The sequence below is a fragment of the Clostridium sp. AF20-7 genome (genome assembly GCF_003479275.1).
In the GTDB taxonomy this organism is placed as follows: Bacteria; Bacillota; Clostridia; order Lachnospirales; family Lachnospiraceae; genus Otoolea; species Otoolea fessa.
In genome coordinates, this window is sequence record NZ_QUGF01000001.1 from 294,238 (window position 1) to 313,526 (window position 19,289).

Sequence of the window (19,289 nt, forward strand, 5' to 3'; positions counted from 1 at the left end):
AAGAGTATGGCAGACCCTCAAAAATGTTCCCAAAAGGAGGGGCTATCGTGTTCGATTTTGAAAAACCAAAAATTGAAATTGCTGAGATTTCCGAAGACAAAAGATATGGCAAATTTGTGGTTGAACCGCTGGAAAGAGGCTATGGTACCACATTAGGCAATTCTTTAAGAAGAATTATGCTTTCCTCTTTGCCTGGTGCAGCAGTAAGTCAAGTGAAAATCGACGGCGTTTTGCATGAGTTCAGTTCTATCCCTGGTGTAAAAGAGGATGTAACTGAAATTATCATGAACATCAAGAGTCTGGCGATCAAAAACAGCAGCGAGACGAATGAGCCGAAGACGGCTTATATCGAGTTCGAGGGCGAAGGCGTCATCACAGCAGCTGACATTCACGCTGATTCTGACATTGAGATTTTGAATCCGGACCAGGTCATCGCTACATTAAGCGGCGGCGCGGACAGCAAATTCTACATGGAGCTGACGATCACGAAGGGCCGCGGCTACATCAGCGCAGATAAGAACAAGAGTGAAGATCTTCCGATCGGAGTTCTGGCTGTTGATTCTATCTACACACCGGTGGAGCGTGTCAATATGACCGTTGAGAACACCCGTGTGGGTCAGGTGACAGATTATGATAAGCTGACATTAGATGTATACACAAATGGAACGCTGGCACCAGACGAAGCTGTCAGCCTGGCAGCAAAGGTTCTGAGCGAGCATCTGAACCTCTTCATTGACCTTTCCGAGAATGCCAAGACCGCAGAGGTTATGGTAGAGAAGGAAGACAACGAGAAAGAGAAAGTGCTTGAGATGAACATCGACGAGCTGGAGTTATCCGTTCGTTCTTACAACTGTTTAAAGAGAGCCGGAATCAATACAGTGGAGGAGCTGTGCAACCGCACACCGGAAGATATGATGAAAGTCAGAAATCTGGGCCGCAAATCCCTGGAAGAGGTTCTTGCAAAACTGAAAGAATTAGGCCTGCAGCTCAACCCGAGCGAAGAGGCTTAAGATACCGCGTGGGTGGACGTGCTTTGCAGTGCGTCCCTTTCATGCAGATACGGGGACGGGTAAGTCCGAATGGCACAGGTCCCTGCATAACCATCAAACAATTATATTTTATATAGCAGACATTCAGTAAGTCCAAAGGGCATGAGTGCCGGCTTCCGCAAATGGAGGAGAAAGAATCATGGCAGGATATAGAAAACTTGGAAGAACTTCCAGTCAGAGAAAAGCAATGCTGCGCAGCCTGGTAACCGCACTGTTATTCAACGGCAAGATCGTTACCACTGAGGCAAGAGCAAAAGAAGTGAAGAAGATCGCTGAGGGTCTGATCGCTCTGGCAGTAAAAGAGAAAGATAACTTCGAGACCGTTAAAGTTACCGCTAAGGTAGCTCGCAAAGACGAGAACGGCAAGAGAGTAAAAGAAGTTGTTGACGGCAAGAAAGTTACCGTTTACGACGAAGTAGAGAAAGAGATCAAGAAAGATAAAGCTTCCAGACTTCACGCTAGAAGACAGATGCTGAAGGTTCTCTACGATGTAACAGACGTTCCGACTGCAAGAGCAGGCAAGAAGAAAAACACTAAGAAGGTAGATATGCCGGCTAAGCTGTTTGATGAGCTTGCACCGAAGTACGCTAACCGCAATGGTGGTTACAGCCGTATCGTTAAGATCGGTCAGCGTAAGGGCGACGGCGCTATGGAAGTTCTGTTAGAGCTGGTATAATTTAGATAGATTCGTTTGTTTAAGTTGTATCAAATCTTCGTTCTTTTACGCAAGTCTTGAATCGCAAGATGATTTTATACCCCGGTTTGGGAGACAGAGAAATCTGTCTTCTGAGCCGGGGTTTTTTGACGTTAGAATGGAATTTTTGTAACTGTTTACCATGAGAAAAAGCCAGGGTTTTAATTGAATGAAAAAAATAGAAAGAATGGCGCAAAAATAGCAGACTGAATTTTACGGTTTTCCGCATACTAGGATTAAACGATTTTATGGAACAATTTCTTGGATTCAAACAGAGTGTACATCTGCATTTCGTTGAAATTCGCCGCAGGGTGGAATCTACGGAACGGGGGAAGTACATAGGAGTAGAAGGAGGAAAAAACGTGCGAAAAAAACCTAGTATGTGGAAAACAACAAGTCGGAAGGAAAAACTTCGCCGTGTTCTGCTGATAATCTTTGGTGCGGGGGTCATTGCGCTTGCCGGCGTATCTTATCAATATGTGAAGAACGCGGTTCCCGACCGCATCAATGTGGTGGTGGACCGGCAGGAGCAAGTTCGCTTTGGGCTGCCGTTTCGGGCATTGCTGGAAAGTGAGAGCGAGGAGGTGCTTCTAAACGGCAACTCTAAAATTCCATCCGACCAGATCCATCTGCAGCTCAACCAGCCCTTTTCCATCTATTCTGAACAGGAGGGAACGTACCGTTTAAGTCTCAAACTCTTTGGAATATGGAAATTAAAGGATATCGAGGTAGATGTGTCGGACGTCCAGTATGCGGTTCCCTGTGGGCTGCCGGTGGGTATTTACATGAAATCCGACGGACTGATGGTGATCGGAACCGGAAGGGTGACAGCACAGACGGGGGAGGTGATGGATCCGGCGGACGGAATCCTGCGTTCTGGAGACTATATCGAGGCAATCAACGGGACGCCGGCGACGGACAAGAAAGATATGATACGGGCAGTCAAGGAAGCGGGAAATATGGCTCTGACACTTTCAGTGCGCCGCGAGGGAGAGACGATGGATGTACAGATGACGCCGGTACAGACGCAGGAGGGAGACTATAAGCTGGGGCTGTGGATCCGCGACGATACGCAGGGCATCGGTACGATGACCTATGTATGTGCTAACGGCGCGTTTGGAGCGCTGGGACACGGTATCAGCGATGGCGACACGGGACTTCTGGTGCAGACCTCCGGCGGCGAACTATACGATACGGAGATTCTGGGCGTGGAGAAGGGAAGTTTCGGAAAGCCGGGCGTGATGTCGGGCGTTATCTACTATGGAAATCAGTCGCGGCTGGGAAGTGTGGAGGCCAATACGGATCAGGGCATTTTCGGGACGGCAAATCCGCGCTTTTTAAGCCGGGTAAAGAACCCTGCAATTCCGATCGGTTACCGTCAGGACGTCAAAAAAGGCCGTGCCTGCATCCGTAGCAGCGTGTCCGGGGAATTGAAAGACTACGAGATTGAGATTCAGAAAATAGACCACTCCTCCAACCGCCACAACAAGGACATGGTCATTCGCGTAACCGATCCGGAACTTCTGTCCCTGACCGGCGGGATCGTCCAGGGCATGAGCGGCAGCCCCATCATCCAGAACGGAAAACTCATCGGAGCAGTTACGCACGTTTTTATTCAGGATTCGACGCGTGGGTATGGGATTCTGGTGGAGAATATGCTGGGACATTGAATCTGGATGCAAAGTAACTGTTTACGGGTGGGAATTTTCTGAACTTAAAATTCCATATGATACAGTTCTGGCAGCAGATTTTGCCGATTTTGAATGCGCAGCATCGGCAAAATCCTGTTGCTGGGCACACGTGTGTGAACAGTAACATGCAAAGTACAAAGTTTTTGCTCTCTTTATTGACAGGATATAAAAAAAGCGTATATAATAGAGCAAATTACATATTTGGCAAAACAGTTGAAAAGCTGCGACGCAAAGCTATAGGGCCTGTAAAATGGCAGCCAGTTGCATTAACACGATAACAGAGTATGTTATAGTTGTATGGCTATGGCGTAACTCTGTTTTTTTATAGGAATTTATCGAAACTTGATCTGCAAAGATGGAATTTTCATGTTCAGAAACCGGTCGTGGAGGCTTTTTAATTGCGTGTATTTTGTGTGTCTTTCGACCGGAATCGGTAAAACGTGGTGATAAGGGATCGTTAGATAGGCGTATGGCGGCTGGGCGGTAGAAGGTTTATAGCGGAATCTTAACAGATACGGTTAGCTACAATACATGCTTATATATAGTTTGCATCTTGTGTAATTTATTTTGCATCAAAAGAATTGATAGACAAAATGAGCGTTGAGTGTCGAACTGCGCGATCAAAACGAGTTGAAACTTGTTAAAAAAAGAATTTATAATTATTTTAATCATCACAGGTGCCGAGGAGGAGAATATTATGGCAGAAATGAAGATTGCGATCGCAGAGGATAATCGTCAGGCATTGGATATGCTTGGAAATATACTGGAAAGTGATAAGGAGATTCAGGTGGTCGGAAAAGCGGAAAACGGAACCGATGCCTATAATATGATCGTAAAGACAAAGCCGGATATTGTATTTCTGGACGTAGTGATGCCGGGAATGGATGGAATTTCGGTTATGGAGCGCATCAAGACAAATCAAGACTGTTCAGCTGACACTTCCTTTGTTATGATTACAGCTGCGAGCAGCGAGAATCTGACAGCGGATGCTTTTCGGATGGGCGCCTGTTATTACATAGTAAAGCCATTTTCGAAGGAGGCGGTTTTAGACAAGGTACATCGCCTGAAGAATTACAGGAACCGCGCTTCGACCCTGGCGGGCAACCGGAAGGTGGAGCCGTATATGGTGTCGGCGGAATATGAAAGACAGAATCTGGAGAGCGATGTGACGCAGATTCTGCATGAGATTGGGATTCCGGCTCATATTAAGGGATATCAGTACCTGCGGGATGCGATTATTTTGTCAGTCAGTGATAAAGAAATGCTCGGTTCTGTGACGAAAATCCTGTACCCGACCATCGCCAAGAAGCGCCAGACCACTTCAAGCCGTGTCGAGCGGGCAATCCGCCACGCGATTGAGGTCGCATGGAGCCGCGGCAAGATGGACACGATCAACGATCTATTTGGATATACCGTCAGCACAGGGAAAGGAAAGCCGACCAATTCGGAATTTATCGCATTGATTGTTGATAAGATTTGCCTGGATTATAAGCGGGATGTATAAAATCGTGCGGTGCTTTTTGGAGCCGAAAGTGCTGTAAGCCTTTTTAACACGATTGTAACACATTTATGAAAGTGACTGATTGCATGGGTAAATGTGTGTATGATAAGATAAAGGGGAAATAAAAGATGCAGGACTGAAAAACTGCCCCTGTATAAAACAGCTGGACAGAGAGGTCAGGAAAGCAGCTAAAAGAACGGAGAATTGCCTATGAAAAAAAAAGTACCGGCGTACAATGGAACCCTGCGGGATCACACGATTATGTGTCCGTATTGTATCAGTGAATGTTCAGGAATCCGCATCTTTGGAAAGCGTATCAAATCGATCGCCTTTTCAACGGATGTGGCAATCATCAAAAATATCAACGCGGATGCGATCATCGCAGTTTATCCGTTTACTCCGCAGGCAGCTATCTCACAGTCGATCATCAGCATCTCGGATGTGCCGGTGTTTGTCGGGGTCGGCGGCGGTCTGACCGGAGGAAAGCGTTCCGTCCGTCTGGCGCTTCAGGCAGAACATCAGGGAGCCTACGGTGTAGTGGTCAACGCGCCGATCGCGGATGAGGTCATCACGGAGATCAAGCGGGTGGTTGACATTCCGGTCATTGCGACGATTGCTTCGGTTCACACGGATGTCCGCCGCAAACTGGAGGCGGGAGCCGATATTTTAAATGTATCAGGCGCTGCCGCCACCGCATCGATGGTAGCCGAGATACGGAAGGAGTATCCGGACGTTGCCATTATCGCGACCGGAGGACCGACTAACGAATCGATTTTGGAGACGATCGAGGCGGGCGCCAATGCGATCACGTACACGCCGCCGTCCAACGGCGAGCTGTTTGCGCGGACGATGAAGAAATACAGGGAGATCAATCCCTGATTATACAAAAGCCGGGGCCGAAGAGAAAACATAATTTTCTTTTCGGCTCCGTCTTTTATTTTTGTTTCATAGGAAATTGCGTCCTATGAAACAAAAAAACGCTCCGCGAGGATGCGCACTCGCGCGAAGCAGAAACATGTCGCAAGCGACCGCGCTCGGCGCGAGAATGTGCCAAGGCACATTCTTTTTCATGCGGTAAAATTTATAATTCATCCGGTACTATGCAAAATATCCAATTCAGAAAATACAGTCTGCAAATCGGAACTATTTGTCATATATTTCCCGATTTTTTTCTCTGTCGCCTACTTTCTAATTCCCTGATTCTATTGTATAATAATTTTAATAGGGTGCCGGATCGCGAGCGGGCACGGTTGGGAGGTAGTAGCTATGAAGAATATTCTATTTATTGCATCGGAGGCGGTTCCATTTATCAAGACAGGAGGTCTGGCAGACGTTGTCGGATCTCTTCCAAAATGTTTTGATAAGCAGTATTTTGATGTGCGTGTTATGATCCCGAAGTATCTGTGCATCAAAGAGTCATTCCGCAGTGAAATGAAGTATGTGAACCATTTTTATATGGATTATCTGGGACAGAACCGGTATGTGGGCATCCTGGAATATGAATATGAGGGCGTGACCTTCTATTTTATTGATAATGAGAGTTATTTCTGGGGTGATCGCCCGTATGGGGACTGGTATTACGATCTGGAGAAGTTTTCTTTCTTCTGCAAGGCGGCTCTCTCATCCCTGCCGGTGATCGGCTTCAAGCCGGATGTCATCCACTGCCACGACTGGCAGACGGGACTTATCCCGGTGCATCTCAAGGACAAATTCCACGGCGGCGAGTTCTTCCGGGATATCAAGTCCGTCATGACGATCCACAACCTGAAATTCCAGGGTGTGTGGGATGTGAAGACAATCCAGCATTTCTCTGAGCTGCCGGACTACTATTTTACACCGGATAAGCTGGAAGCTTACAAAGACGGCAATATGTTAAAAGGCGGCATCGTATACGCGGATGCGATCACGACGGTCAGCAACACCTACGCGGAGGAGATTAAGACTCCGTTCTACGGCGAGGGACTGGACGGTCTGATGCGTGCGAGAAGCAACAGTCTGCGCGGTATCTTAAATGGTATTGATTACGATGAATTTAATCCGGAGACAGATAAACGGATCGTACAAAATTATAACGCAAAGACATTCCGCAAGGAGAAATCCAAGAATAAAAAGGCGCTGCAGGCGGAGCTGGGACTGGCGCAGGACGAGAAAAAGTTCATGATCGGTATCGTCTCCCGTCTGACCGACCAGAAGGGACTTGACCTGGTACAGTGTGTGATGGATGAGATCTGTACGGAAGATGTACAGCTGGTTGTGCTGGGAACCGGAGATGAACGGTATGAAAATATGTTCCGCCACTATGACTGGAAGTACAATGATCGTGTTTCCGCTAATATTTATTATTCGGAAGATATGTCGCATAAGGTATATGCAGCCTGTGACGCATTCCTGATGCCGTCGCTGTTTGAACCATGTGGGCTGAGCCAGCTCATGGCGCTTCGCTACGGAACCGTGCCGATCGTGCGTGAGACGGGTGGCCTCAAGGATACTGTATGGCCATACAATGAATACGATGGAACCGGAACAGGATTTTCCTTTGCTAACTACAATGCACATGAGATGCTCGACTGCATCCGCTATGCAAAATACATCTATTATAATAAGAAGCGCGAGTGGAACAAGATCGTAGACCGCGGCATGGCGGCTGATTTTTCCTGGCAGACATCGGCTGGAAAATATCAGGAATTGTATGACTGGCTGATAGGATATTAATGACGGACCGAGTGATTTAGGACAGTGGCATATGTGTGGAAGAAAACAGAGGAATTAAGATAGTACAGGAGAGAAACATGACTTTTTTTCAGGAATTGACATCAAACCAGACGCTGATGACCGGCGTGACCGGGTGGGTGGTCGCCCAGGTGCTCAAGACGATTCTGGACATCGGGCTGAACCATTCGTTCAACCCGGAGCGTCTGATTGGCTCCGGCGGTATGCCGAGTTCCCACTCATCCACTGTATGTTCGCTGGCAACGGCGGCGGCGCTGCGGTACGGAGTGGGAAGCTTTGAATTTTCCATCAGCTTTATTCTGGCGATGGTTGTTATGTATGACGCGATCGGTGTCCGGCAGGAGACAGGAAAGCAGGCAAGAGTTCTGAACCGCCTGCTTTTCGATGATTTCCTCAAGCTGGACGGCGTGGTATTACAGGAAAAATTGAAGGAATACGTGGGGCATACGCCGATACAGGTAGCAGCAGGCGCGATTTTAGGCATTTTGATTGCATTTATTCTCGATCCGATGTTCATATAACGAACATCGGATCTTTTCATTTTGGCTGATAGATGGTATAAATATAGGGATAACGTGTATTTAAGCGTTAAATGAAACTGAGGAAATGAGAACAGAACAATGGAACAGAGAAGAGACATAGAAAATATCAAACCAGCCTGCCGGTTAATTCTGGCGAGTGCGTCTCCGCGCCGCAGGGAGCTTTTGGAGCGGATTGGGCTGAAACCGGAGATTCATCCGAGCACTTTGGAGGAAAATCCGCTCTGTACGGAACCGGCGCAGGTTGTGATGGAACTGGCGGGACAGAAGGCGCGCGATGTGATGGCGCAGGTGCGTGAGGAGGCGCGGACGACGGGAATCCTATTTTCCGGGATTATCATTGGTTCCGATACCGTTGTCAGTGTGGATGACGAGATTTTAGGAAAACCGGCGGATCGGGATGAGGCGCTTGAGATGATCGGACGGATCCAGGGGCGCAGCCACCGTGTATACACGGGCGTGGCGATCCTGACTGAGGATCGGGAGAGCTGCTTTGCGGTTGAGACGCGGGTGGATGTATATCCGATGAGCGATGCGGAGATCGAGGCGTATGTAGACTGCGGCGAGTCGATGGACAAGGCGGGTGCATACGGCATTCAGGGAAGTTTTGCCGCGCATATCCGCGGAATCGATGGTTCTTACACGAATGTGATGGGGCTGCCGGTCGGAAGGCTCTATCAGGAATTGAAGCGGATCTGCCCGGAGAAGATAGAAGATCTGCTCAAGCATACGGCCTGAGGTGGATGGCGGATGGAAAGAAAGTTACTGTTCACGGGTAGGCACTTTTGGAACCGAAAGTGCCGTAAGAAAACGTGGTGGCAGACCGTGAACCAGAGTGGAAGGATTGACAGAACGCAGCGCTGCTGGTCATATGTGTGAACAGTATTCAAGTCGAACGTCCGTGAGACTTGGCGCGTGATTCTGGTCAGCGTAAGCTGACATATTCTTTACAGAATCACTGCGCATCCTCGCGGAGCGTTTATCTCAGTCGGAGACCCAACTCCCACTGAGACAAATTTGCTATTACTCACCACCTGAAGAGGTGGGAGTCTTCTCGACTGAGATAAATCAGCCGCTCAGAGAGAATATGTGACAGGAATTGCTAAAATATGCAGGAGAAAGGGAGTATCCATGCAGAAACAGAAAAGGAAGACAAACCATATCCACCGGGCGGCGTGTGCCCTGCTTGCGGGGCTGGCGCTCAGCCTGGGGCTTTTGACTGGATGCGGCTCGGACGGCAGCACGATCGTGGTGGGAAAGAAGAATGAAAAGGGTTATTCCCGCGCGGAAGTGATGGTGATTGCCATGACGGAGAAAAAACGCTATGAGGAGGTCTGTACGGATCAGATCTGGGGCGTTTCAGTTGGAGAAAAGGGCGATGATTTTGAAACGTATCTAAAAAAACAGATCCGTTCGTTTATGGATGAGCTGAAAATCATGAACCTGCTGGCAGCCGATCGGGGGATTTCCCTGACTTCAGAGGAGCGGGCGGCGATGGACCGGGCAGCAGCCGAGTATTTTGGGCGTCTGCCGCAGTCGGCGATTGACTCGATGGGCGTGACAGAGGCGGATGTCCAGCATATCTATGAGGATTATGGTCTGGCGGAGAAGCTGGCGGGACAGCTCACGGACAATGTGGCGCTGGAGGTCAGCGACAGTGAGGCAAAGGTGATCCATGTCAGTCAGATAAAGACATCGGATGAGAGCGAGGCAGACGCCTTCCAGCGGGCGGCATCGCAGGAAGATGCCGATTTCCAGTCCTGTGCCGAGGAGGCGGGGCTGACGGTGAGTGACCGGGTGCTGGGGCGCGGTGATGAGTCGGATGCCTATGAGAAAGAGGCATTTTCCCTTGCCGAGGGCGCAGTCAGCCAGGTGATCCATGCGGACGACGCGTACTATGTGCTCAAATGTACGGACGATTACGACGAGGACGAGACGGCGGCGCGCAAGGAGCGCATCTACGAGGAGCGGAAAAAACGCGCCTTTCAGGAGATCTACGACCGGTTCAGCAATACGATCTCCGTTTCTTACAGCAGCGGGCTCTGGGACAGTCTGGATCTGACCTCGGAGTTCGAGAAAAATGACGCGGATTTCTTTGAAATTTACGCGGAATATGCGATCAAATAGGTAGTCTGTACCTGGGGCGGGCAGAAAAAAAGTAAACTTATTTTCAAAAAAGGATAACAATTCGGAACAACCGCTTGACTACCGGGGAAAATTCTTCTACAATGAACGGTAATGTCCGGTCAGGCGGACATACTGTGGAGGAAAAATACATGAATATCATAAAAGCGGTCAATCTTGTATTTGATTATATAAGACGCGATGAAGAGGGGCAGGTAGAGGAAGTAAAGCGCGCCCTGGATCATGTGAATCTGGAGATTGAGAAAGGCAGCTTTGTGGCGATCCTGGGACACAATGGTTCCGGCAAGTCCACATTTGCCAAGCAGATCAATGGCATTTTGAGCCCGACCGACGGTACGCTTTTTGTATCGGAGATGGATACGAGGGACGAGGCGCATCTCTGGGATATCCGCAAAAATGCGGGCATGGTCTTTCAGAACCCGGATAACCAGATCATAGGAAATATAGTGGAAGAGGACGTCGGATTCGGTCCGGAAAATATCGGAGTTCCGACCGAGGAGATCTGGAAGCGAGTGGATGAGAGCTTAAAGGCAGTCGGGATGACGATGTACCGCAAGCAGTCCCCGAACCATCTGTCCGGCGGACAGAAGCAGCGTGTGGCGATCGCGGGCGTCATGGCGATGAAACCAGAATGTATCGTGCTCGATGAGCCGACGGCGATGCTCGATCCGAACGGACGCAAGGAGGTTATCCGCACCGTCCATGAGTTAAACCGGGTGGAAGGAATCACGATGGTGCTGATCACCCATTATATGGAAGAGGTGGTCGATGCAGACCGCGTGATCGTCATGGATGACGGTCATATCGTGATGGACGGCACGCCGAAGGAGATTTTCTCCCGCGTGGAGGAACTAAAACAATACCGGATGGATGTGCCGCAGGTGACGGAGCTTGCGTGGGAGCTTAAGAAAAAGGGAATTCCGCTTCCAGATGGAATCCTTCGTAAATCGGAGCTTCTGGACGCACTGGTACCGCTTTTGAAAGAGGAATAGAGATGGCAATACAGGTAGAAGATTTGTGCTACACCTACGGCGAGGGCACGGCGTTAGAGCGCCAGGCATTAAAGCACGTGAGTTTTGAGATTCAGGACGGCGAATTTGTCGGTCTGATTGGTCACACTGGATCGGGAAAATCAACCCTGATCCAGCATTTAAACGGTCTGATCAAGCCGACCAGCGGCGACATTAAGTATCAGGGTGTCAGCATTTACAGCCAGGGTTATAAATTAAAGGATCTGCGGAGTAAAGTGGGGCTGGTGTTCCAGTATCCGGAGTACCAGCTCTTTGAGGCAGATATTTTTACAGACGTCTGTTTCGGACCGAAAAATCTGGGGCTTCCGCAGGAAGAGGTGGAAAAACGTGCCCGCCATGCCTTAAAGCTGGTCGGCATGGATGAAAAATTTTATAAGCAGTCCCCGTTTGAACTTTCCGGCGGACAGAAACGCCGCGTCGCGATCGCGGGTGTACTGGCGATGCGTCCGGAGATGATGATCCTCGACGAGCCGACGGCGGGACTCGATCCGCAGGGGCGCGATGAGATTTTAGGTCAGATCGAGCGCCTGAACCGGGAGCACGGGCTGACGATTTTGGTGGTTTCCCACAGCATGGAGGACATGGCGCGCTACGTGGACCGCATCATGGTCATGAACGACGGCGTGAAGATGTTTGACGATACGCCGAAGGAGGTATTCCGCCATTACAAGGAGTTAGAGGCGATCGGTCTTGCCGCGCCGCAGATCACTTATGTGGTGCAGGGACTTCGGGAGCGCGGGATTCCGATCGACGACACGATCACGACGGTAGAAGAGGCGCGGGAGGCGATTCTGGCGCTGTATAACAAGCGGAGGGAGAAACAATGATACGGGATATCACAATCGGACAGTATTATCCGGTCGAATCAGTGGTTCACCGGCTGGATCCGCGTACCAAGCTGTTTGGAACGCTGATCTACATTATTTCATTATTTTTCGCGGACAACCTGCTCTGCTATGCAGTGGCAACCGTATTTCTGGCGATGGCGGTCCGCACCTCACGCGTACCATTTAAATTTATTGTGCGGGGACTCAAGGCGATCGTGTTCCTGTTACTTATCAGTATCAGCTTTAACCTGTTTCTGACGAGCGGACGGGTTATTTTCCAGATTGGATTTTTAAAAGTGACGCATGAGGGCTTGCGGCTGGCAGTTTTCATGGGTCTGCGCCTGATGTATCTGGTGATTGGTTCCTCTGTCATGACGCTGACGACGACCCCGAACCAGCTTACGGACGGCTTGGAGCGGAGTCTGGGATGCTTGAACCGTCTCCATGTGCCGGTGCATGAGATCTCGATGATGATGTCCATCGCACTGCGCTTTATCCCGATTCTGATTGAGGAGACGGATAAGATCATGAAGGCACAGATGGCGAGAGGCGCTGATTTTGAATCTGGCAATCTCGTACAGCGGGCAAAGAGCATGATCCCGATTCTGGTACCACTTTTCGTATCGGCGTTCCGCCGCGCGACGGATCTGGCGATGGCGATGGAGGCGCGCTGCTACCGGGGCGGAAGTGGGCGCACGAAGATGAAGCCGCTGCATTATGAGAGGAGAGACCGGATTACCTACTTGATTCTTCTGGCTTATCTGGGAATTGTGATTGTACTGCGGATCGTTTTTTAGCGAAAAAGGGGTTACTGTCCGCGGGTAGGCACTTTTGGAACCGAAAGAGAGGTGCATAGGCTGTGCAAGCTGTGTGCCTCTTGATTTTTGTATTTTGGTTAGTTACAGCTAACATAAGGTGGAATGGAGAACAACAGAAGGAGGACTTCAATGGAATTAAAACAGCTTGAATATTTTATGGTTGCCTGTGAAAAAGGTAGTTTTAATCAGGCAGCAGAATGCCTATACACATCCCAACCGAATGTCAGCAAGGTGATCGGGATGCTGGAACAGGAGCTGGGGCGTGCGTTATTTGAGCGGACAAGCAGAGGGCTCAGGGTTACCCCATATGGAGAAACGGTCCGGGAGTATGCACACAATATTTTAAATCATGTGAGTCTTATTAACTCGCTGGCAGAAGATACGCAGGAACGGAAATTTACCGTTTCTACCTACCCGAGCAACATGATTGCGAGGCTTCTGACAGATTTTTATAAGAAATATGGCTGCGAGTGCCAGATTTCCCACCGGGAAGGCAGTGTGGAGGAGATTAGTGATCAGGTATCCCAGGGAATTTCGGAGTTGGGGATTGTGTATGTAGCACAGAAACAGGTTCCGGCATTCCGGCATATTTTGTCCCACAAAAAATTGTCTTTTCAGGAACTGGATGTCAAACCTGCCTGTGTTTATGTGGGACCAAATCATCCGCGTTATGAGGATGAGAGTATCGATTTTACCGAGCTTCCGCAGTTAAAATTCGTCAGCGGAATCCGGGATTTTTTCTCAATGGAGCATCATTTAAACCATGTGAGCCTGGGAGCGATCAGCACGGATATGCTGAATACGGTTGTACATACCAATAGCGATCATATGACAATGAATCTCCTGATGCAGAGCGATATCTGCAGCCTGGGAATTGATTTTTTATATGAGGATTATAAACAATATCCAATCCGTAATCTGAAGATCCGGAATAGTGAACCATTTCTGGTAATCGGATATATTTACCAGAATGAAGAAAAGCTGAGTGCGGAGGCAGCGTGGTTTTTAGAACATTTCAAAAAAATGCTTTAATTGTTTAGATATAACAAATCGTTATAGCAATCCCCCTGTAAAACGATAGTGGTTAGTTGTGCGTAACTATGTTATCCTTTTATCTGCCGGTAAAAACGAATTGTTTTAACAAAGTAGATAAAAGAGATGCAGGCTTTCAAACCTGCGTCAGGCATAACAGGAGGACATATATGAAAAAAAGTAAAAGACTCATAGCGGCAGCTGGTGTTCTTTCCGTGGCTGTCTTGGCTGGATGTGGCGGAAACGCTTCAAACAGTACAGAAGGGACAAAATCAGAGCAGAGTGCATCGGCAGAGAGCACGAAGGATGAACTGGTATTTGTTAATTACCGGGATATCCGTGATCTGAATCCACATCTGTATGCAGGTGAAATGTATGCACAGGAAATGCTCTACGAGACCTTAGTCAATATTACAGAAAATGGGTATGAGGGCTGCCTGGCAGAGAGCTGGGATATCAGTGAAGATGGAAAGACCTACACGTTCCACATCCGTGATGGAGTGAAATTTTCGGACGGAGAGGTGTGTGACGCCAACGCGATCAAGGCAAACTTTGATGCAATCATTGAAAACAAAGATCGTCACACCTGGCTGGAAATGATGAATCTTCTGGTTGGGGTTTCGGCTCCGGATGATAAAACCTTTGTGATCGAACTGTCGGAGCCGTACTATCCTCTGCTGACAGAGTTGGGAGTTACCCGTCCGTTTGCAATGATTTCTCCGAAGGCGATGAAGGACGGAAGCACAAAGGATGGCGTAAACGAATACATTGGAACAGGTCCATATGTCCTGACCGATTTTGTGACAGATGAGTATGCAGTATTTGAAGCAAACGAAAACTATTGGGGGGAGCAGCCGTCCATCAAAAAGATTACGGTAAAAGTAATACCGGATAATCAGACGCGTATCATGGCACTGGAAAAAGGGGAAATTGATCTGATTTTCGGTAAAAATATGATTGATGCGGATGCAATTAACCAGTATACGGGAAATGACAATTTTACGGTTGCGTTATCGGATCCGACCTCGACCCGGCAGATTGTACTGAATACAACCCGTGATATTCTGGATGAGAAGGAAGTGCGTAAGGCACTTCAGCATGCGACAAACAAAGCAGCGATTTCAGAAGGTATTTTTTATGGTCTGGAACAGCCGGCGGATACACTGTTTGCATCTACCGTTCCTTACTGCGATATCAATCTGACCCCATATGAGTATGATGTGGAAGAAGCAACGAAGATGCTGGAGGAAGCAGGCTGGACGTTGGCTGGAGACGGCGTACGTGAAAAAGACGGCCAGAAAATGGAACTGGAGCTGCTTTATAACAGCGATAGTGTGACGGAAAAAGCGATTGCGGAGTACCTCCAGAGCGAATACCAGAAGCTGGGTGTCTCCCTGAACATTCATGGAGAGGAAGAACAGTCTTACCGTGATAGTATGAAGGCTGGAAACTTTGACATGGTATTTAATATCTGCTGGGGAACTCCGTATGACCCGCAGTCCTCCCTGGCGGCGATGCGCGCTCCGGTTTATGGAGATTTTGCGGCACAGCAGGGACTGGAAGATAAGGCAGATATCGATGATGCGATTACAGAGATCCTGGTTTCCACGGATGAAGAGCGCCGTCAGGAGCTGTATACATTTGTGCTGACCCGTCTGCATGAGGATGCGGTCTATATTCCGCTTACTTATGAGTGCAATAAGGCAATCTACCGTTCGGATCTGCAGGGCTTCCATTTTACGCAGACTCAGTATGAGGTTCCGTTCGCTGATTTCTATTTTGGAGAGAAGAAATAAAGGAAAAATAAATGAAACAATATATCATAAAACGAATCCTGTCGGCAATTCCGCTTCTTATTATCATTTCGTTTGTGTGTTTTGTGTTTATTAACCTGATACCATCCGATCCGGCGGAGGTGGCACTGCGCATCCGCCAGGTACCGATTATTACAGAAGAAGCGGTGGCACAGGTAAGGGCGGAACTTGGATTGGACAAACCATATCTGATACGATATATTTCCTGGCTGGCTGACTGTCTGAGGGGAGATTTTGGAATCAGTTACGTCAATCCGAGCCGTACAGTTGCGGGCGAACTGATGCGCTGTCTTCCGGCGACTCTGCAGCTTGCGGGTGTATCGTTTGTGATGGTTCTGGTACTGAGCATTCCGATTGGAGTGCTCTGTGCCGTTTATAAGGATGGTGTGTTTGACCGCATCATGCGGGCGATTGTTTTTATGACAACGGCGATGCCTGCATACTGGGTAGGGCTTCTTCTGATCTGGCTGGTTTCGATCAAGCTGGATCTGCTTCCAACGAGCGGAAGCGGGAGCTTTAAACACCTGATTCTGCCATCGTTTACGGTATCATTGAGTTATATATCGACGTATATCCGCCTGATCCGCAATAATATGTTGGAAAACATGAAACAGGATTATGTTCTCTATGCCAATGTGAGAGGCATTCCAAACCGGCAGATTCTTCTTAAACACATTTTGAAAAATTCGATGCATACTTGTATTGTAGCGATCGGAATGAGCATACCGCAGCTGATTTCCGGAACGATCGTCGTTGAGAATGTATTTGCCTGGCCGGGGCTTGGGACACTCTGTATCAGCTCGATTTTTAACCGGGATTATCCGGTGATCCAGACGTATGTGCTATTGATCGGAGTACTATTTGTCGGATTTAATTTATTATTTGATATTCTTCAGACAATTTCAGATCCGCGTCTTAGAAAGGAGAGTCATTGATGGTAGGACGATTGATTCGAAACCGGGCGGCCGTTGGAACGATTGGTCTGGTGCTTATCGTGGCGCTCATAGGGATCTTTGCACCGTTTATCGCACCGAATGATCCGTATGCAACGGATATTTTAAATAAATTTGCCGGATTCAGCCAGCAGTATCCACTTGGTACCGATAATCTGGGACGGTGTATTTTGTCGAGAATGATTTATGGAATCCGTCCGACGCTGGGGCTGGCAGTCCTGACCATGCTTGGAACGATTGGCCTGGGAGCGTTGATGGGACTTTTGGCAGGTTATTTCCGCGGGATCGTGGAAGAGGTGATCATGCGCACAGTCGATGTAATGCTTTCATTTCCGAGCCAGATCATGGTGTTTGCAGTGGTAGCCCTGTTGGGAATCAGCGTGCAGAATGTAATTCTGGCCAATGTGTTTATTAAATGGGCCTGGTATGCGCGGATGATCCGGACAGGTGTTATGCAGTATCGTGACCGGAACTTTGTGCGCTTTTCACGATGTATAGGAACACCAGAATCTTTTATATTATTTCGCCATCTTGTACCGTCAATTGCGGCAGATCTGGCAGTTTTATCCTCTCTGGATGTCGGATGGGCGATTATCAATATTTCAACCCTCTCATTTCTGGGACTGGGTGTACAGGCACCGACACCGGAATGGGGAGCGATGCTGAGCGAGGCGAAGAATGTCCTCACCAGCAATCCGGTACAGATGCTGGTTCCGGGAATTGCGGTGGTAATTCTGGTAGCAGCGTTTAACCTGATGGGAGATGCCCTGCGGGATGTGCTGGATCCGAAGGAGGTGCAGAAATGAGCCTGAATCATGAGCGGGTGCAGCCGATTCTGCGGGTGGATGGACTGAATGTAGAACTGAAAATCAGAAATAAACAGAAAAAATTGGTCGAGAATGTAAGCTTTGAGGTAGAGCCGGGGCAGTGCCTGGGTATTCTGGGAGAATCCGGAAGCGGAAAAAGCATGACGGTAAAAGCAATTCTGGGACTTCTGGACCGCCAGTTCCGGATAGAAGGACAGGCATGGTTTGAGGGAAAGGATCTATGCCGGGCAGGACGGGATGAACTGCGGCGGCTGCGTGGGCAGAAGATAGGCATGGTTCTCCAGAATCCGATGACCTGCTTTGATCCACTTTACCGGATTGGAAGCCAGATGGCCGAGACCTTTGCAGCCCATACAGATTGGGATCGGGCAAAGATCCGGGAGATTTCCCTGGAAGTATTGGAAAAAATGAGAATTCATAATCCGGAGGAAGTGCTGGGGCAGTATCCACACCAGCTTTCCGGAGGAATGCTTCAGAGAATCATGATTGGGCTGGCACTGGCGATGAAGCCGGCACTTCTGGTGGCAGATGAACCGACAACGGCAATCGATGCCATCACCCAGGCTGAAATTTTGAAGGAATTTCAGCGGATCAAGGAAGAAAGTCATACGGCGATGATATTTATCTCCCATGATTTGGGGGCGGTTTCGAAGATTGCGGACGAGATCGTCGTGATGAATGGAGGAAAACTGGTCGAACAGGGCGATTTTGAACATATCTTAAGGCATGCAAAGGATCCGTATACACGGATGCTTGCAGAGACACGGCGCTCGGTCATGGAGCGCTACCGGCTTTGCCTGGATAATCAGGAGGAATTATGCTTGAATTAAAAGATATATGTGTCAGCTTCCGGAGTGAGCGTCAGGATAAATTGTTTGGAACCTCCAGGGACCAGGTGCTGTTTGACGTATCTTTGCAGGTGGAAAAGGGAAGCTGCCTGGGGATCTTAGGAGAAACCGGAAGCGGAAAATCGACGGTTGGACGTGTCCTTTGCGGACTTTTAAAACCGGATTCCGGGCAGGTGCTTCTGGATGGGGAGGAGATTTATCGAAACCGTCAGGGGAGAAAGAATCTGCAGAAGAAAATCAGTATTGTTTTTCAGGATTATACAACCTCGGCGAACCCGCGTTTCCGTATACGGGATATTCTGGCGGAGGGACAGCGGGCAGCAGCACGTAAAAAGGGAATCCGGAAGCTTTCAAGAGAGAAAATAAAAAAAGGTGCCGGAGAGCTGATGGAGATGGTGGGACTAAGTGCAGATTTTCTGGATCGATATCCCCATGAATTGTCCGGCGGTCAGCTCCAGCGAGTCTGCATTGCCCGGGCGGTAGCCTGCGAACCGGAGATAATTCTGTTCGATGAGGCGATTTCATCTTTGGATGCACATACGCAGGTGCAGGTTATGGATCTGCTTATAGATTTAAAGGAGAAACTGAATCTGACGTATGTATTTATTACGCATGATTTGACGTCGGTTACCTATCTGTGCGATGAGGTGCTGTTTTTATACCGCGGACATATCACAGAATGCCGTCCGGTCCGGGAGCTGGGAAAGACAACGGATGAATATGCGCGCAGGCTGCTGCAGGCGATCGTTTAGATGGAATTGAGTAAAAGGAGCAGAAAAGTTCTCAGAAC

Annotated in this window: 18 protein-coding genes and 1 riboswitch; all 18 genes read left to right on the forward strand. The window is 48.7% G+C overall.

Translation table 11 applies throughout. The features are described 5' to 3' along the window. The first annotated feature begins 47 nt into the window (after nt 1-47). A complete protein-coding gene (locus DWX68_RS01430) occupies nt 48-1,010 on the forward strand; it encodes a DNA-directed RNA polymerase subunit alpha (RefSeq protein ID WP_107000788.1) in 963 nt (320 codons plus the stop codon). A gap of 178 nt (nt 1,011-1,188) precedes the next feature. Beyond that, nucleotides 1,189-1,725: a L17 family ribosomal protein gene (locus tag DWX68_RS01435; RefSeq protein ID WP_022360547.1), complete on the forward strand. Its 537-nt coding sequence runs from the start codon at nt 1,189-1,191 to the stop codon at nt 1,723-1,725. Between the two features lie 398 nt (nt 1,726-2,123). Next, a complete protein-coding gene (gene spoIVB, locus DWX68_RS01440; protein WP_118628426.1) occupies nt 2,124-3,413 on the forward strand; it encodes a SpoIVB peptidase in 1,290 nt (429 codons plus the stop codon). A 214-nt stretch (nt 3,414-3,627) separates the two neighbouring features. After that, nucleotides 3,628-3,703: riboswitch (cyclic di-GMP riboswitch) on the forward strand. A 428-nt stretch (nt 3,704-4,131) separates the two neighbouring features. Next, complete coding sequence (gene spo0A, locus DWX68_RS01450) at nt 4,132-4,938, forward strand: sporulation transcription factor Spo0A (protein WP_117796494.1); 807 nt, start codon at nt 4,132-4,134, stop codon at nt 4,936-4,938. 207 nt (nt 4,939-5,145) lie between these two features. After that, complete coding sequence (locus DWX68_RS01455) at nt 5,146-5,814, forward strand: hydrolase (protein WP_117796493.1); 669 nt, start codon at nt 5,146-5,148, stop codon at nt 5,812-5,814. A gap of 387 nt (nt 5,815-6,201) precedes the next feature. Next, nucleotides 6,202-7,647 carry a glycogen synthase GlgA gene (gene glgA, locus DWX68_RS01460; RefSeq protein WP_117796492.1) on the forward strand — a complete coding sequence of 482 codons (1,446 nt, stop codon included), beginning with the start codon at nt 6,202-6,204 and terminating at the stop codon, nt 7,645-7,647. 77 nt (nt 7,648-7,724) lie between these two features. Further along, a complete protein-coding gene (locus DWX68_RS01465) occupies nt 7,725-8,186 on the forward strand; it encodes a divergent PAP2 family protein (protein ID WP_117796491.1) in 462 nt (153 codons plus the stop codon). A 99-nt stretch (nt 8,187-8,285) separates the two neighbouring features. Continuing rightward, nucleotides 8,286-8,942: a Maf family protein gene (locus DWX68_RS01470; protein ID WP_107000784.1), complete on the forward strand. Its 657-nt coding sequence runs from the start codon at nt 8,286-8,288 to the stop codon at nt 8,940-8,942. Between the two features lie 393 nt (nt 8,943-9,335). Next, nucleotides 9,336-10,331, forward strand: coding sequence for a peptidylprolyl isomerase (locus DWX68_RS01475; RefSeq protein ID WP_107000783.1), 996 nt, complete (start codon nt 9,336-9,338; stop codon nt 10,329-10,331). Between the two features lie 149 nt (nt 10,332-10,480). Further along, the gene (locus DWX68_RS01480; RefSeq protein ID WP_107001012.1) at nt 10,481-11,341 is read left to right on the forward strand and encodes an energy-coupling factor transporter ATPase; all 861 of its coding nucleotides are present in this window, start codon (nt 10,481-10,483) and stop codon (nt 11,339-11,341) included. A gap of 2 nt (nt 11,342-11,343) precedes the next feature. Beyond that, nucleotides 11,344-12,207, forward strand: coding sequence for an energy-coupling factor transporter ATPase (locus DWX68_RS01485; RefSeq protein ID WP_107000782.1), 864 nt, complete (start codon nt 11,344-11,346; stop codon nt 12,205-12,207). Then, a complete protein-coding gene (locus DWX68_RS01490) occupies nt 12,204-13,004 on the forward strand; it encodes an energy-coupling factor transporter transmembrane component T (RefSeq protein ID WP_107000781.1) in 801 nt (266 codons plus the stop codon). The genes DWX68_RS01485 and DWX68_RS01490 overlap by 4 nt, the downstream gene beginning before the upstream one ends. A gap of 150 nt (nt 13,005-13,154) precedes the next feature. Further along, nucleotides 13,155-14,057, forward strand: a complete 903-nt coding sequence (locus DWX68_RS01495) for a LysR family transcriptional regulator (protein ID WP_107000780.1) — start codon at nt 13,155-13,157, stop codon at nt 14,055-14,057. Between the two features lie 170 nt (nt 14,058-14,227). Continuing rightward, nucleotides 14,228-15,853, forward strand: coding sequence for a nickel ABC transporter substrate-binding protein (gene nikA / locus DWX68_RS01500; RefSeq protein WP_118481853.1), 1,626 nt, complete (start codon nt 14,228-14,230; stop codon nt 15,851-15,853). A gap of 11 nt (nt 15,854-15,864) precedes the next feature. Beyond that, a complete protein-coding gene (opp1B, locus tag DWX68_RS01505; RefSeq protein WP_117796486.1) occupies nt 15,865-16,806 on the forward strand; it encodes a nickel/cobalt ABC transporter permease in 942 nt (313 codons plus the stop codon). Beyond that, nucleotides 16,806-17,630: a nickel/cobalt ABC transporter permease gene (opp1C, locus tag DWX68_RS01510; RefSeq protein ID WP_107000778.1), complete on the forward strand. Its 825-nt coding sequence runs from the start codon at nt 16,806-16,808 to the stop codon at nt 17,628-17,630. The genes opp1B and opp1C overlap by 1 nt, the downstream gene beginning before the upstream one ends. Beyond that, entirely contained in the window at nt 17,627-18,481 is an 855-nt protein-coding gene (locus tag DWX68_RS01515) for an ABC transporter ATP-binding protein (RefSeq protein ID WP_107000777.1), read from the forward strand. Before opp1C ends, DWX68_RS01515 begins: the two co-directional genes overlap by 4 nt. Continuing rightward, nucleotides 18,469-19,251, forward strand: coding sequence for a dipeptide/oligopeptide/nickel ABC transporter ATP-binding protein (locus DWX68_RS01520; protein ID WP_117796485.1), 783 nt, complete (start codon nt 18,469-18,471; stop codon nt 19,249-19,251). The genes DWX68_RS01515 and DWX68_RS01520 overlap by 13 nt, the downstream gene beginning before the upstream one ends. The last annotated feature ends 38 nt before the right edge of the window (nt 19,252-19,289 follow it).